Source organism: Alistipes sp. cv1, assembly GCF_900240235.1.
In the GTDB taxonomy this organism is placed as follows: Bacteria; Bacteroidota; Bacteroidia; order Bacteroidales; family Rikenellaceae; genus Alistipes_A; species Alistipes_A hominis.
The window spans coordinates 13,726-28,902 of the sequence record NZ_OEPW01000008.1 but is presented as its reverse complement, the minus strand read 5'-3'; the positions used below and the strand labels follow the sequence as shown (position 1 = coordinate 28,902).

Sequence of the window (15,177 nt, the reverse complement as noted above, 5' to 3'; positions counted from 1 at the left end):
GCACTGTGATTACGATACGATGAAAGCACTGTACAGCAACATCATGCGACTGATCCTCACGATCGGACTGTCGGAAAGGGATCTTTTCGTCGACAAAGTTTCGAAAATCATTTCGGAAAAGATGGACGCCGACCCGCAGCGCAGCGAGCACATCGCGGAGAGCCTGCTGCGGATGGCCGAATCGCTGAAGGACGAACTGCTGCTGCGGCAGTTGTTCGCGCAGACCCGCGACGCGGAACCGCCCGCGGCGGACAACCGCGAGCTGATCGAGAAGATGGATCGACTGAACCGCACGCTCGAAGAACTAAACAGGACGCTCAACAATAAAACGTTATGAAAATCGTCAGCATCTACATATCGTTCCTGCAGATGAACCGGGCTTTCCAGATCATGGGAATCCTGATCAAGCATTCGTTCGGGGAGTTGTTCGCGCACACCCGTTTCGGAAAACGGCGCCGCAAAGTCCACAAAATCGTCCACACGACTCCGGAACGGATCCGGATGACCATCGAAGATCTCGGCCCCACGTTCGTCAAATTCGGGCAGATCCTGGCCGACCGCCCGGATATGGTTTCGGAGAAATTCCGGATCGAACTCAAAAAACTGCAGTCCCGCGCCGTCCCGTTCGACAGCGAATACGCCATCGCGCTGATCGAAAAAGAGCTGAACGCTCCGCTCGAACAGGTTTTCAGCGAATTCGACCGGCTGCCGCTGGCCGCCGCCTCGATCGGGCAGGTCTATCAGGGACGCCTGTTGTCCGGCGACGAGGTGGTCGTCAAAATCCAACGTCCCTTCGTCGAGAACAAGATCAAACTGGACATTTACCTGCTGAAATACCTGTCCAAACGCTTCGCGAAGCAGTACCCGGAACTGGCCGCGATGAACATCACCGGCCTGATCGACGAATTTTCGGCCACGATCCTCAAAGAATTGGACTACACGATCGAAGCGTCGAATATCAACCGCTTCCGGATCATGTTCAAGGACAACCCGTCGGTGCACATTCCCGTCGTCCATACGCAGCACTGCACGAAAAAGCTGCTCGTGATGGAGAAGATCCACGGCATTCCGCCCGACGACCTCGGGGCGTTGCAGGCGGCGGGACTCGACCTGTCGCAAATCGCCCGCAACGGCGCCGACGCCCTGCTCACGATGATCCTGAAGCACGGATTCTTCCACGCCGACCCGCATCCGGGCAATATCTTCGTGATGGAAGGCAACGTCATCGGCTTCATCGACTTCGGGATGGTCGGGGCGCTCACGCCCCGCGACCTCGACTTCCTGGCCGATTTCGCCATCGGCTTCGTCTCGCGCAACAGCGACACGATTTCGCATGCGCTGGTCACGCTGTGCGGTAAGAAATTCTTCGAACACCGCGAAGAACTGAAATTCGAAATCCACCAGATGATGATGCAGTATACCGGCATCCCGATAGAAACGATCAACTTCGCCGGAGCGATCCAGAACTGCGTCGACATCATCGTCAAGTACAAATTGCAAATTCCGTCGGGCATCTTTATGCTGATCAAGGCGTTGGCCACACTCGAAAAATTCGCCACGTCGCTCGATCCGTCGCTGGCGCTGGCGCCGGTCATCGTCCCCTACGCCAAAGAAGTCGTCAAGGGAAAATATTCGCCGCGCCGCATCGCCTCCGAAATCTACGACACGCTGAACAATTACGTCAGTTTCATCCGGGATTTCCCGAACGACGTCAGCGAGATCCTCTACAAACTGAAAGAAGGCAAAATCAAACACGACGTCATCCTCGACGACAACACGCTGTTTATCAAAACCATCCGAATGGTCAGTCGCCGGATCGCCTACGTCATCATGCTGATCGGACTCTTCATCGGATCGATCGTCCTGATCGTGTTCGACCGCGACAACGGTTACGGACACTTCATCCTGATCGCCACCTCGATCCTGATCCTGCTGCAAATGCTGAAGTGGCTGTTTTCGAGACGGTAACCCCTCTCCTACTTTACGACAATCCGTTCCGCGCCGCCACAGTCTTCGCCGCACCGGGCAAGCCCGCAGGAAGAATCCTGCCCCGAATCGTACGAAATTCGACTCCGGATAAGACGAAATTCGGAAATTTATTCTACATTTGTTTACAACTTAACCGTTGGAGCTGTTCCTGTGGAATGGTCCGACCCCGACAAACCACAACGCAATTTTATTTGATTTTTAAACTAAATTTTTCCATCTATGAAAAAATTTTTCAAAGTCAGTACTTTGCTACTGTTATTGCCGGCGTTGATGTTTATGTCGTGCAAGAAAGACAATGCCGACGCGTCGTATCCGACGCCGGCGCCGACCAATGCGGCCGTACAGGCGGGCGACGGTAGCGTCACGCTGAGCTGGACCGCGCCGGAAAGCGAGAATCTCAAGGAGTACTCCATTACCTGGACACCGGGAGACGGGCAGGCGACCGTCCAGGCGGGAACGACGCTGTACACCGCCACCGGACTGACCAACGGAACCGCCTATACCTTCTCCATCGCCGCCGTGTACAACAACGGGCAAAAATCGGAAGTGGTGACCAAGCAGGGCACTCCGGCCGCATCGGTCAAACCGGAACCGACCGACCTGGTCGTAACCCCGTGGGATAAAGAAATCACCCTTTCTTGGCAGGCACCCGAAAACGGCGAGGGACTGAAAGAATACGCCGTAAGCTGGACGCCCGGAAACGGAAGCGCTACCGTAGCGGCCGGCACGACCACCTATACGGCGACCGGACTGACCAACGGAACCCAGTATACGTTCTCGGTAGCGGCCGCATACGACGACGGCAAAAAGTCGAACGCCCTCGTCGAACAGGGCACGCCGTTCTCGGCTGCTCCGACCGGACTGGTAATCACGGCGCCCGATAAAAAAGCGAACCTTTCGTGGAAAGCTCCCAAGAACGTCGAAGGATTGAAAGAATACGCCGTAAGCTGGACGCCCGGAAACGGAAGCGCCACCGTCAAGGCCGACACGACCGGATACGAGGCGACCGGACTGACCAACGGAACCGAATATACGTTCTCGGTAGCGGCCGTATACGACAACGGCAAGCAATCGGAAGCCGTAACCGGCACCGCCACGCCGGTGGAAGCGTGGCCGGAAGCGGGTATGCAGAACGCGACCTACCTCAACAACGGAGTCGTCCAACTGGGTATCGACCTGACCCACGGCGGATCGATCTTCCACTTCTCGGAAGTAAATACCAAGCGCAACCTACTGAACCATGCCGACGAAGGACGTTTCGTCCAGCAATCCTATTACGGAGAAGCGGACGGCAGCAAATGGGACGGTAAGGATTGGGTGTGGAACCCGATTCAGGGCGGCGGATGGCGCGGTCAGAAACCGGAAATCCTGTCGCAGAATATCACCAGCTCCAGCTTGGAAATCGTTTCGGTTCCGGTGCACTGGGCTTCCGGCAAGCTGCTGACCGAATGTCAGATGGAAGAAAAAATCACACTCGACGGCGACGTGGCCCACATTCACTATACGTTCCGCAACACGGGGGCGGACGCGACCGACCATCCGGCTACCGAACAGGAAGTTCCGGCCGTCTTCGTAGACTATGCCCTGAAGAACCTGGTATATTACAAGGGCGACAGTCCGTGGACCAATGCCGCGCTGACCACGGTCGTTCCGGGCTGGCCGAACGAAAAGCATACCCGCGACGAACACTGGGCCGCTTACGTGGACGACTCGCAATGGGGCATCGGCGTTTACTCGCCCGGATCGCCGTTATCGACCAACTACCGTTTCAACGGCGGTTCGTCCGGTCCGACCGGCGGCAGTTGCTCCTATTTCGCGCCGCTGCGGACTTTCGCCATCACCAAAGGACTCGTCTTCGAATACGACGTCTACCTGAAGATCGGCACGGTCGACGAAATCCGTTCCCGTTTCGCTCAGATCCGGATGAACGGCGAAGACGTAGACGACGATCCGAACTTCCCGAAAGGATATTTTTATATCAAGGACAGCAACAACCTGACCGTAGAGGAGGAAGCCTCGTCGCCTACGACCGGCTATACCTACAAACTGACCGCCACGGGCGCCGACGCATCGTTCACGACCCAGCGGGTCGCCGACGGCATATCGGACAAGGTGCTCACGTTCGAATACAAAAGCGGCAAGGCGATTTCGCTGGCAATCGTCCTGGACGATATAACGCAGACCGTCTATAAGATCAAACCGCTCTCCGCGGCATCGCAATGGACGACCTATTCGTTCGACCTCGGCCAGCAGATCGCCGAGGCCGCATGGGGCGGGATAGGCTCCCGTTTCCGGCTCGTGATCGGCGACGGGGCCGGAACCGAGCTCGAACTCCGGAACCTGCATATCCGGGCGCGCAACGCCGAAGAATCCACGCTGGCCGCAGCCCTCTTCCTGGGACTGCAGACCGAATCCGCCAACCAACTGGGGCGTTTCGAAGACCTTACGGATTATTTCAGCTACGAAACCGGTTACAGCTACCTGTACGAACCGTCCGAACCCGAAGCAGGGAAACCGGACGACCCGTATATTTTCACGGCGTCGCTGACCCGCGACATCGCAGCCGACGAGAATTACCTATCGTTCGAATACAAATGCGCGAAGAGCGCCAGTCTCGAACTGTTCCTGCAGATCGCAGCGGGCGGATCGATCCCCAACCTGTCGATTCCGGCCTCAAACGACTGGAAGTCCATCACGTTCGACCTGACCGCAGGCAAGGCCCAGGTATTGCAGAACTTCCCGAATGCGGGCAAAAAGGGAGACCGGCTGCGTTTCGATATCAACAACATCAACGGAACCCCGCTGTACATCCGCGCGATCCGTCTCCACAAGAAATAGGACGGGAAACATTTTCCGATACCGAACAAGACGCCGTGTGTTTCACACGGCGTCTTGCCGTTAAAAAGCCACCTACGGAACAGACTATTTTTTCGACCGACCGATAAAATGATATAATATAGACAAAAGCCCGAATCATACCGGTCGAACCTACGGGGGAGCAAACGATCGTTCGCTCCCCCGTAGCGTTTGTAAGGAATCGCAAAAACAAAAAAGAGGGAACCGTCGCGGTTGCCTCTTTTCCGGGGAATTATCCCTAAACTACTAACCCAAACTTAAATAAATGAAGAAACCTTGTTGCTTGTCCACTTTACTTCTTTCCTTCGATGTATTATACTTCAAACTCTGTGCCAATCTTTGCATCCGGATCGTTTCGGGTTTATAAACCCTTTTTAGAATCCCTCTGTCGTATTTATGAATTACCAAAATACGTGCCACATTTTCCGGTTTCTCGCCAAACTGCCGTTTCGGCACGCATATCCGGACAAAACGTCCGGTCGGCGGAACGGCATCTCTTTCCCGGCCTCCCGGATAAAAAATGCGGCAGGATCCCATACCCGCCGCATTTTTTGAATAAGACCACCTTGTTTTTACTATCTAAAACTCGGTAGTAGAACGAAAAGGACGCACCGTTTATTGTGCACTCCGTTTCTTTTTTTGTTTACTTGTCCAACGATTTACAGATCGCTTTGTTCAGCGCGCTGATTTTCGCCTCGTCCACCTTGATCAGCTTCCGGTCGTAGGTCATCAGCCCGTTCACCTCGATCTCGACGTCGCTGGTCTGCGTATAGACGCCGGCCGAAAATCCGCGTTTTATCATATCCTTCAGCATACCGGTATATTTGAGGTAGGCGTCGGTCACCTCTTCCGGGCTCTTGAACTGCACGTATCCCCAATTGCGGTCGGGCACCCACAGATGCCCGTCGACGGCATACCCGATACCGCCGTACTCGCCGAGCGCCGTCACGCGCTTCGTGTCGTACAGGTACAGCTCGGGCTGCGGATAATTATGCAGGTCGAGGATATCGCCGCAGGAGGTGTAGTGGTTTCCGCCGCTGGCCGAATTCACCGACCGGGTCGGATCGTAGGTTTTGGTCCATTCGGCGATCTCGTGCGTTTTGAACTGTCCCCACGCTTCGTTGAACGGAACCCACACGGCAATACAGGGATTCGAATAGAGGTAGTCCATGATCTCTTTCCACTCCTTGCGGTAGTTGGCCTCCGATTCCGCGCCGCGTTTCCATTCGGCCCCGTCGAAATACTGCTTCATCTGCCACTGCGGACCGCCGTCGCCGCTGGGCATGTCCTGCCATACCATGATCCCGTGACGATCGCAAAAAGTATACCAACGAGCCGGCTCCACCTTGACGTGCTTGCGGATCATGTTGAATCCGAAGTCTTTCGTCTTGATCACATCGTATTCGAGCGCTTCGTCGGTCGCGGCCGTATACAGGCCGTCGGGCCACCAGCCCTGGTCGAGCGGGCCGAAATGGAAAATATCCTTGTTATTGAGTTGCAGCCGCATGATTCCGTCGGCATCGCGGGCGGTCGAATACTTACGCATCGCTGTATAGCTGTCCACTCGATCGACCTCCTTGCCGTCTGAAACGAGCGCGACCTTCAGGTCGTACAGGAACGGGGAGTCGGGGCTCCACAGTTTCATGTCCGCCGGCATCGCGACCTCCACCGGAACGCCGTTCACTGCCTTCGCCCGGGCAATCTCTTTTCCTCCGTCCAGCACGGTCACCTCTACCATATCGGAAACCTGCGCGGCAGCGGCGTCGACCTCCACGCGCAGGGTCTTCCGGTCGATATCGGGCGTGGTGCGAATCCCGGCGATGTACTTCGCAGGCACCGGTTCGAGCCATACGGTCTGCCATATCCCGCTGACGGGCGTATACCAGATCCCGCTGGGATTATTCACCTGCTTACCGCGCGGTTGGTAACCGACGTCGGTCGGATCCCAAACTTTTACCTTCAGCGTATTGGTTCCTTTCTTATTCAGCGCGGCGGTAATATCGAACGTAAACGGGGTATAACCGCCCGTATGCCGACCGACCAGGACGTCGTTGACCCATACGTCCGTTTTCCAGTCCACGGCCCCGAAATGCAACAGCACCCGCTCCCCGGCCCATTTAGCAGGCACGGCGAACTCGCGCGAATACCATAGTTCGTTCTCTCCGCCGAGACGCTTCTGAACGCCCGAAAGACTCGATTCGACGGCGAACGGCACCAAAATTTTTCCGTCGTACTTTTCCGGCTGCGCGCCGACCGGAACGATGGCGTAATCCCACAGCCCGTTCAGGTTCTGCCACCGGTCACGCTCCATCAGCGGACGCGGGTATTCCGGCAGCGGATTCTGCGGATCGACTTGGTCGGCCCACGGAGTTTTGATCTTGTCCCCGACCGGCTGCCATTGGGCAAAACCGGCGGTTCCGAATAGCAGTGCAGCAGCGAGTAAAATTGATTTTCTCATACTTATCTTGTTAGGTTAATCGTATTGTTAACAAAGATAAGTTTTTTTCGAAAACCAAACATACAAAACGCCGACAAGCGATCCGCAATTTTTTTCGAAATCAGAAAAAAAGAATAACGACCACCGAGATAACCGCTCCGCCGCCGGCTCCGGCGGCGACCTGGGCCAAATTGTGGCTGCCCAGCCGCAGACGGGCGCTCCCGAGCAAGCCGGCCAGCAGCAGGCATCCGACGAGCGCCTGCTGGAGATTGGCCAACCCGGCGTAACACACCACGGCGAGCATACCGAGCAGACCGCCCGCGGCAGTCATATGCAGGCTGATTTTCCAATACAGGTTCACGAAAAACGCGAAGGCGACGCAACACAGCGCGGCGATCAGAAAACGGGTGATCAGGAATGCGAACAGCATGTTGGACATCGCCACGATGCACATCAGGTAACAAACGGCGACGATTCCCATCGGCAGCATCCGCGTTTTCTGATCCTGCAACGACCAGTCGGGAATCACACGGAACCACCGCAGCACCCCGATGGAAAAAGCCGGCAGCAGCAGCGTATTGAGCGCCACGATGCCCAGCAGGAAAAACTTCACCCGCGGCGGCATGTTGACCATCACCGTCGGCCCGTACAGCATCAGTAGTACCGCCCACGTCGGAATGACGAAAGGATGCATCAGCGCCGAAATACCGCGGCTCAAACGGTTCCATACGGAATATTCCATGACTTTCCCGGTTTTCGGAAACAAAGATAGCACAAATATCGGGGAACGGTGCTCCCGGAGGGCAGAATTCCGCAGCCGGCGCGGCGGTACGGCGTCCGCCTACAACTGCCTGCGCAACCGGGCGACCGGAATCCCCAGCATCTCGCGGTATTTGGCCACCGTGCGGCGCGCGATGCGGTATCCCTTGTCGTTCAGGATATCCATCAGTGTCTCGTCGGTCAACGGCTTGCGCTTGTTCTCCTTGTCGATGCACTCAGAGAGGATGTTCTTGATCTCGTACGACGACACTTCCTCGCCGCTGTCGGTCTGCATCGCTTCGGAAAACAACTGTTTGAGCGACAGGATACCGAACTGCGTCTGCACGTATTTGCTATTCACCACGCGCGAAATGGTCGAAACGTCGAGCCCCGTAGCGTCGGCGATGTCCTTGAGGATCATCGGCCGCAGCTTCGACTGGTCGCCGTCGACGAAAAATTCGCGTTGGTAGTCGAGAATCGCCTGCATCGTCCGCATCAGCGTGTCGTGCCGCTGCTTGATCGCCGAGATGAACCACTTCGCCGAATCGATCTTATTCTTGACGAACTGGATCGCCTCCTTGTTCTGCTCGGCGCTTTGGCCGCTGCCGGCGCTCATGCTGCGGATCATCTCCATGTAACGGCGATTCACTTTCAGATCGGGAATGTTCGACGAATTCAGGCTCAGCTCGAAAATACCGTTCTGGTAGTCGAGCGTAAAATCGGGCATAATATAGGGCTGGGCCGAACTTTTGCCGTCGCTGTACAGATTACCCGGCTTCGGCGACAGGTGCACGATCTCCTCGATCGCGTCGCGGAACTCGTCTTCGCCGACCGACAGCCGCGTCATCAGCTTTTCGTAGTGTTTTTTCGTAAATTCGTCGAAGTAGTTGGTCAGGATTTTCCGGGCCAGCTTTTCGGATTCCGACAGCTCCTCGCGCGCGTTCATTTGCAGCAACAGGCACTCCTGCAGGTTGCGCGAACCGATCCCCACCGGCTCCAACTGGTGGATCACCCGCAGGATGCGTTCGAGCTCCTCCTCGGAAGTTTCGATGCCGAGACTAAAGGCGATGTCGTCCGAAATGGATGACAGGTTTCGACGCAAATATCCGTCGTCGTCGATGCTGCCGACCATGTATTTGGCCAACGTCATCTCGCGTTCGGACAGATTTTTGAATCCGAGCTGTTCGATCAGGTACTCGTGCAGCGACATACCTTCGGTCAGGTAAACGGGACGTTTCTGGTCGTCGGGAGAGTAGTTGTTGGCGTGATACTTGTAGCGTGGAGTATCGTCTTCGGCGAAATATTCTTCGACGGATACCTCCTTGGGCTGCTCCTCTTCCTGATCTTCGGACGGTTCTTCTTCGAGTACGGGATTCTCCTCGATTTCCTGCTTGATGCGCTGCTCGAGTTGCAGGGCCGGAAGCTCCAGCAGTTTGATCATCTGGATCTGCTGCGGCGACAGCTTCTGGAGCAATTTTTGAACTTGGCGTTGATTAAGATTGGACATAGCTTTTCAATTTTCAATAACTGATTCAATAGATTTACGTATCTTCTGTATAATTACAAAGATAATTATAAATCTATTGAAAGGCAGCCCGCAGAAAGGGGACTTTATAACAGGATAAGACTTATCTTATATCCTGAAACCGCCGTCCCGTGTGCAAGAATTTAACCCGGACTAAAACTCCGCGTTCTTCGGCGTCCGGGGGAACGGAATCACATCGCGGATGTTACCCATTCCGGTCACGAACAGCAGCAGCCGCTCGAAGCCGAGGCCGAAACCGCTGTGCGGAGCGCTTCCCCATCGGCGGGTATCGAGGTACCACCAGATATCTTTCTCGGGTACGCCGACCTCTTCGATGCGCCGGCGCAGTTTGTCGAGGTTCTCCTCGCGCTGCGACCCGCCGATGATCTCGCCGATCTTCGGGAACAGCACGTCCATCGCGCGAACGGTCTTGCCGTCGTCGTTCTGCTTCATGTAGAACGCTTTGATCTCCTTCGGGTAGTTAATCAAGATGACCGGTTTCTTGAAATGCCGTTCGACCAGGTAACGTTCGTGCTCGCTCTGCAGGTCGAGTCCCCAACTGACCGGGAATTCGAACTTCACGCCGCTTCTGACCAGGATATCGATCCCCTCGGTATAGTCGAGGCGGACGAAATCGTTTTCGACGACGAACTTCAGGCGGTCGATCAGCTCCGCGTCGTACATTTTGGCGAGGAACTGCAGGTCGTCCTGACAGTTATCGAGGGCATAGCGGATCAGGTACTTCAAAAAGTCCTCGGCCAGTTCCATGTTGTCTTCCAACTCGAAGAAAGCGACTTCCGGCTCGATCATCCAGAACTCGGCCAGGTGGCGCGGGGTGTTCGAGTTTTCGGCTCGGAACGTCGGGCCGAACGTATAGATCTGCGACAGGGCCAGCGCGCCGAGTTCGCCTTCGAGCTGGCCGGAGACGGTCAGGTTGCAGGGTTTCCCGAAAAAATCCTGGCTGTAATCGACCGCGCCTTCCGGGGTTTTGGGCACATCGTTCAGGTCGAGCGTAGTGACGCCGAACATCGCTCCGGCGCCTTCGGCGTCGCTGCCGGTGATCAGCGGCGTATGCAGGTAGAAAAATCCGTGGTCGTTGAAATATTTGTGGATCGCGTAAGCCATCGCATGGCGGATACGGAGCACGGCACCGAAAGTGTTGGTACGCGGGCGCAGGTAGGCTATTTCGCGCAAGAATTCGAGCGAATGGCCTTTCTTCTGCAACGGGTACGTTTCGGGATCGGCTGTGCCGTAGATCTCGATCGACGAAGCCTGTATTTCGACGGGCTGGCCGGAGCCGAGCGATTCGACCAGCGTGCCGGCGACTTTGACGCAACTGCCGGTGGTGATCTCCTTGAGGAGGTTTTCGTCGAATTTGGCTACGTCGGCTACGACCTGGATATTATGGATGATCGATCCGTCGTTGACGGCGATGAAAGCTACGTTTTTATTTCCGCGTTTGGTTCTGACCCAGCCTTTGACGACTACTTCCGTACCGAACGCCGTTGATTTCAACAGCTCTGCAATTTTCGTTCTACCTCCGCTTAACATAATCTCTTATTTATAGAATTAAACCGAATGACAAATATCGCATTTTTTATTCAAAAGATGAAGTTTTCGGGTAATTTTTAGGGGTCGGAAACGCTCGTCCGGACGCCGACCTGCTCAGCGTCCTGCAATCCGGCGTCAAAAAAGGCTGGGCCTGCTGAACGCCCTGTACGACGCCCGGAGAGCCGAAAAAGACGAGCTTAAAGCCGAATAACAAAACGGAGCGGGGAGCGTTTTGGGACGCTCCCCGCTCCGTTTTACCCGGCCCGCATCCGCAGGCCGCACTTGCCTTAACAATGAATCACCCCCGATCCGATCAATTCCTCGCCGTCGTACCACGAGGCGAACTGCCCGGCCGTAACGCCGCGCTGCGGCTCGTCGAACACGATATACCCGCCCTCGGGCGTCACATGCAGCACGCCGTCCTGCAACGGCTGCCGGTAGCGTATCCGCATCCGGAACCGCGCGCTCGCGCCCGGCTGCAACGCCCGGTCGGGACGTACCCAGTGCATCTCGTCCGGCAGAATGCGCAACCCGCGCCGGTAAAGTCCCGGATGTCGCTGTCCCTGGCCGACGTACAGCACGTTGCGCTCCACGTCCGTCGCAATCACGAACAACGGCTCCGGCTTACCTCCGACGTTCAGGCCCTTGCGCTGCCCGATCGTGAAGAAATGCGCCCCGCGATGCCGTCCGACGCACGTTCCGTCCGTCTCGCGGTACGCGTACGGCGCAGCCAACTCATCGAGCGTCGCGCCGTCGGCCAGCGGACGGTAGCCGTCCCACGAGGCCGGCACCTCGACGATATCGCCCTCGCGGGCCTCCAACCACTGTTGCAGGAACACCGGCAGATCGACCTTGCCGACGAAACAGATGCCCTGCGAATCCTTGCGGGCCGCCGTAGCCAGGTGCTGTTCGGCGGCGATCCGCCGAACCTCCGGCTTCAGCAGGTGTCCGATCGGAAACAGCGCGCGCGAAAGCTGCCGCTGGGTCAACTGACACAAGAAATAACTCTGGTCTTTGTTCGGGTCGCTGCCCGCCAGCAGACGGTGCACCGTGCGCCCGTCGATCTCGACGTCCTCGCGGCGACAGTAGTGACCCGTAGCCACGTAATCGGCCCCCAGGTCAAGCGCCGCTTTCAGGAAGGCGTCGAACTTGATTTCGCGGTTGCAAAGCACGTCCGGGTTCGGCGTCCGTCCCCGGCCGTACTCGGCAAACATATAGTCCACGACGCGGCGGCGGTATTCATCGCTCAGGTCGATCAGATGAAACGGGATGTCGAGCCGCTTGGCCACCAGTTCGGCGAACATGTGGTCGTCGTACCACGGGCAATCGCCTTCGAGCGTCCCGGTCGTATCCTTCCAGTTGCGCATGAAAAGCCCCACCACATCGTATCCCTGCTCCTTGAGCAGGTAGGCCGCCACGCTCGAATCGACGCCTCCGGAGAGGCCCACCACTACCCGCATCACATCACCGCCAATTTCAGCACGTCGCTGTTGGTCTTCACATAATTGAACTTCAGGCCGCCGAGGTACTCGGGTTTGATCTCCGAAATATCTTTGCGGTTATCCTCGCTGAGGATGATCTCGTGGATACCGGCGCGCTTGGCGGCGAGGATTTTCTCCTTGATCCCGCCGACGGGCATCACGCGGCCCCGGAGGGTCGTCTCGCCCGTCATCGCGACGCGCTCCTTGACCTTGTGGCCGGTGAAAGTCGATACGAGCGAAGTCACCATCGTGATACCGGCGCTCGGCCCGTCCTTCGGAATCGCTCCCTCCGGCACGTGGATGTGCACGTCGTATTTGCTGAACATCTCCGGATCGATCCCCAGCTCCCGGCTGTGGGCCTTGACCCATTGCAGCGCGATCGTGGCCGACTCTTTCATCACGTCGCCGAGGTTGCCCGTCATCGTCAGGGCGCCCTTGCCCGGCGTCAGGATCGACTCGATATACAGGATATCGCCGCCGACCTCCGTCCAAGCCAGCCCCGTCACGACGCCGACAATGCCGCCGACCTCATACTCCTCCCTCTGGAAACGCGGCACGCCGAGGATTTTCTCCACGTCGGCAGCCGTCACCTCCGGCTTGAACTGTTCGTCGAAACCGATGTTCTTCGCACGCGTGCGGACGATCTTCGCGATGTTCTTGTCCAGCGCGCGCACGCCCGATTCGCGGGTATACTCGCCGATCACCTTCTCGATCACCTTCGGCCCCATCCTGAACTGCTTGGCCGGGACGCCGTGCGCCTCGAGCTGCTTCGGGATCAGGTGCTTGCGGGCAATCTGTATCTTATCCTCCAGGATATAGCCCGGAATATTGATCATCTCCATCCGGTCGCGCAGCGGCGCCGGGATGTTCGCTACGTTGTTGGCCGTTGCGATGAACAGCACTTTCGACAGGTCGTACTCCGTATCGAGGTAGTTGTCGTGGAACGTCGTGTTCTGTTCCGGATCGAGCACTTCGAGCAGCGCCGACGACGGGTCGCCGTGGTTGCTGACGGTCACTTTGTCGATCTCGTCGAGGATAATCACCGGGTTCGACGAGCCGGCGCGCTTGATCGTCTGAATGATCCGCCCCGGCATTGCGCCGATATACGTTTTGCGGTGCCCGCGGATCTCGGCCTCGTCGTGCAGGCCGCCGAGCGAGATACGCCCGAACTTGCGCTTCAGCGCAGCCGCCACCGACTTGCCGAGCGAAGTCTTACCGACCCCCGGAGGACCGTACAGACACAGGATCGGCGATTTCAGGTCGCCTTTGAGCTTGATTACGGCCAGGTGCTCCAGAATCCGGTCTTTCACTTCGTCGAGCCCGAAATGGTCGTTGTCGAGCCGTTTTTTCGCATGGGCGAGGTCGAGGTTATCCTTCGTATAGGTGTCCCACGGCAGGTCGAGCATCAGTTGCAGGTAATTGAGTTGCACCGAATATTCGGCCACCGCCGGGTTCATCCGTTCGAGTTTGGACAACTCTTTGAAAAACAGCTCCTTCACCTCCGGCTTCCAACGCTTCTTCGCGGCGCGTTCATGCAGGTCGTCCAGATCCTTGTCGGCCGGATCGCCGCCCAGCTCGTCCTGGATCGTGCGGATCTGCTGCTGCAAGAAATACTCGCGCTGCTGCTGATCGATGTTCTGCTTCACCTTACCCTGGATTTCGTTTTTCAGCTCGGCGATCTGCTGCTCGCGCACCAGTATCTCCAACAGCCGGCGCGCACGCGCCAGCAGGCCCGGAGCCTCCAGCAAACGCTGGCGGTCGGCGTCGGGCAGATCCATGTTCGAACAGATGAAGTTGATCGTCCCGCGTTTGTTATCGATATTCTTGATCGCAAAAGTCGCCTCTTTGGGCATCTGCGGCGAAATATTGATAATATTCAGCGCGACGTCCTTGATCGAATCGACCAGCGCCTCGAACTCGATGTTCGTCGGCTCGGGAATCGAATCCTTCAGCGGAGCGACCGAAGCCCTGAAATAAGGCTCCGTCATGATGAAATCGCGGATTTCGATCTTGTCCAGTCCGTGCAGGATAACGGTCAGATTGCCGTTCGGCATTTCGAGCACTTTCAGGATGCGGGCCGCCGTTCCGACACGGTACAAATCGTCCGGGCCGGGTTGTTCGACCTCCGACTCCTTTTGCAGCACGGCGCCGAGGATACTTCCGCCGCTCTCCACCTCGCGAACCAGTTTCATCGACTTGTCGCGGCCGACCGTAATCGGCGTGATCGACCCCGGGAAAAGCACCGAACTGCGCAACGTCAGAATCGGCAACACCTCCGGAATCACTACGTTTTCTCCCATATCACCATCTTCGCCCGCCATGATCGGGATTACATGGTGACGGCCTTCGAGCATATCTGATATGCCTGCGAAGTCCTCTTTCTTATTATATTTTTTACTCATCTTCGTCTCTGTTTAATCCGCAAATATAGTGCATTTTAACTAAAATCAACAAACTGTTCCCGGCGAAATGCGCCGTCGCCCGCTTTTCGACACAGGTCAAAACAGCCGCCAATCTTAAAGTTTTTCAAAATAGAAACGAAAAAACAGCCCCTATTATTGCAAATCGCTATCTTTACG

At 56.7% G+C, this 15,177-nt stretch carries 10 protein-coding genes; 3 read left to right on the top strand and 7 right to left on the bottom strand.

Features of this window, described 5'->3' with window-relative positions; translation table 11 throughout:
* Positions 1-19 precede the first annotated feature (19 nt).
* From C1A08_RS11840 to C1A08_RS11830, 3 genes are all read left to right on the top strand, one after another.
* A complete protein-coding gene (locus C1A08_RS11840) occupies positions 20-337 on the top strand; it encodes a hypothetical protein (protein ID WP_055203261.1) in 318 nt (105 codons plus the stop codon).
* A complete protein-coding gene (locus C1A08_RS11835; RefSeq protein WP_101573722.1) occupies positions 334-1,968 on the top strand; it encodes an ABC1 kinase family protein in 1,635 nt (544 codons plus the stop codon). The genes C1A08_RS11840 and C1A08_RS11835 overlap by 4 nt, the downstream gene beginning before the upstream one ends.
* A 240-nt stretch (positions 1,969-2,208) precedes the next feature.
* On the top strand, positions 2,209-4,827 hold the full coding sequence (locus tag C1A08_RS11830) for a fibronectin type III domain-containing protein (RefSeq protein WP_101573720.1): 2,619 nt from the start codon (positions 2,209-2,211) through the stop codon (positions 4,825-4,827).
* A gap of 264 nt (positions 4,828-5,091) precedes the next feature.
* Here the strand turns inward: C1A08_RS11830 and C1A08_RS13160 are convergent, their stop codons facing one another.
* From C1A08_RS13160 to lon, 7 genes are all read right to left on the bottom strand, one after another.
* Entirely contained in the window at positions 5,092-5,382 is a 291-nt protein-coding gene (locus C1A08_RS13160; protein ID WP_145996575.1) for a hypothetical protein, read from the bottom strand.
* A 106-nt stretch (positions 5,383-5,488) separates the two neighbouring features.
* On the bottom strand, positions 5,489-7,303 hold the full coding sequence (locus C1A08_RS11825) for a glycoside hydrolase family 2 protein (protein WP_101573718.1): 1,815 nt from the start codon (positions 7,301-7,303) through the stop codon (positions 5,489-5,491).
* Positions 7,304-7,403: 100 nt separating this feature from the next.
* Positions 7,404-8,024 (bottom strand): hypothetical protein, encoded by a 621-nt coding sequence (locus C1A08_RS11820; RefSeq protein ID WP_055203252.1) that lies wholly within the window; start codon positions 8,022-8,024, stop codon positions 7,404-7,406.
* Between the two features lie 99 nt (positions 8,025-8,123).
* Positions 8,124-9,548: an RNA polymerase factor sigma-54 gene (gene rpoN / locus C1A08_RS11815; protein WP_055203250.1), complete on the bottom strand. Its 1,425-nt coding sequence runs from the start codon at positions 9,546-9,548 to the stop codon at positions 8,124-8,126.
* A gap of 171 nt (positions 9,549-9,719) precedes the next feature.
* Positions 9,720-11,117, bottom strand: coding sequence for an asparagine--tRNA ligase (asnS, locus tag C1A08_RS11810; RefSeq protein ID WP_055203248.1), 1,398 nt, complete (start codon positions 11,115-11,117; stop codon positions 9,720-9,722).
* Between the two features lie 287 nt (positions 11,118-11,404).
* Positions 11,405-12,577, bottom strand: coding sequence for a tRNA 2-thiouridine(34) synthase MnmA (gene mnmA, locus C1A08_RS11805; RefSeq protein ID WP_153498204.1), 1,173 nt, complete (start codon positions 12,575-12,577; stop codon positions 11,405-11,407).
* Positions 12,577-15,000: an endopeptidase La gene (lon, locus tag C1A08_RS11800; protein WP_055203245.1), complete on the bottom strand. Its 2,424-nt coding sequence runs from the start codon at positions 14,998-15,000 to the stop codon at positions 12,577-12,579. The genes mnmA and lon overlap by 1 nt, the downstream gene beginning before the upstream one ends.
* Between the last annotated feature and the right edge of the window lie 177 nt (positions 15,001-15,177).

Bases quoted from the DNA above. Each gene is read 5' to 3' on its own strand.
- C1A08_RS11840 (WP_055203261.1), top strand. From the start codon at position 20: ATGAAAGCACTGTACAGCAACATCATGCGACTGATCCTCACGATCGGA.
- C1A08_RS11820 (WP_055203252.1), bottom strand. From the start codon at position 8,024: ATGGAATATTCCGTATGGAACCGTTTGAGCCGCGGTATTTCGGCGCTG.
- lon (WP_055203245.1), bottom strand. From the start codon at position 15,000: ATGAGTAAAAAATATAATAAGAAAGAGGACTTCGCAGGCATATCAGAT.
- C1A08_RS11830 (WP_101573720.1), top strand. From the start codon at position 2,209: ATGAAAAAATTTTTCAAAGTCAGTACTTTGCTACTGTTATTGCCGGCG.
- C1A08_RS11835 (WP_101573722.1), top strand. From the start codon at position 334: ATGAAAATCGTCAGCATCTACATATCGTTCCTGCAGATGAACCGGGCT.
- rpoN (WP_055203250.1), bottom strand. From the start codon at position 9,548: ATGTCCAATCTTAATCAACGCCAAGTTCAAAAATTGCTCCAGAAGCTG.
- C1A08_RS13160 (WP_145996575.1), bottom strand. From the start codon at position 5,382: ATGGGATCCTGCCGCATTTTTTATCCGGGAGGCCGGGAAAGAGATGCC.
- C1A08_RS11825 (WP_101573718.1), bottom strand. From the start codon at position 7,303: ATGAGAAAATCAATTTTACTCGCTGCTGCACTGCTATTCGGAACCGCC.
- asnS (WP_055203248.1), bottom strand. From the start codon at position 11,117: ATGTTAAGCGGAGGTAGAACGAAAATTGCAGAGCTGTTGAAATCAACG.
- mnmA (WP_153498204.1), bottom strand. From the start codon at position 12,577: ATGCGGGTAGTGGTGGGCCTCTCCGGAGGCGTCGATTCGAGCGTGGCG.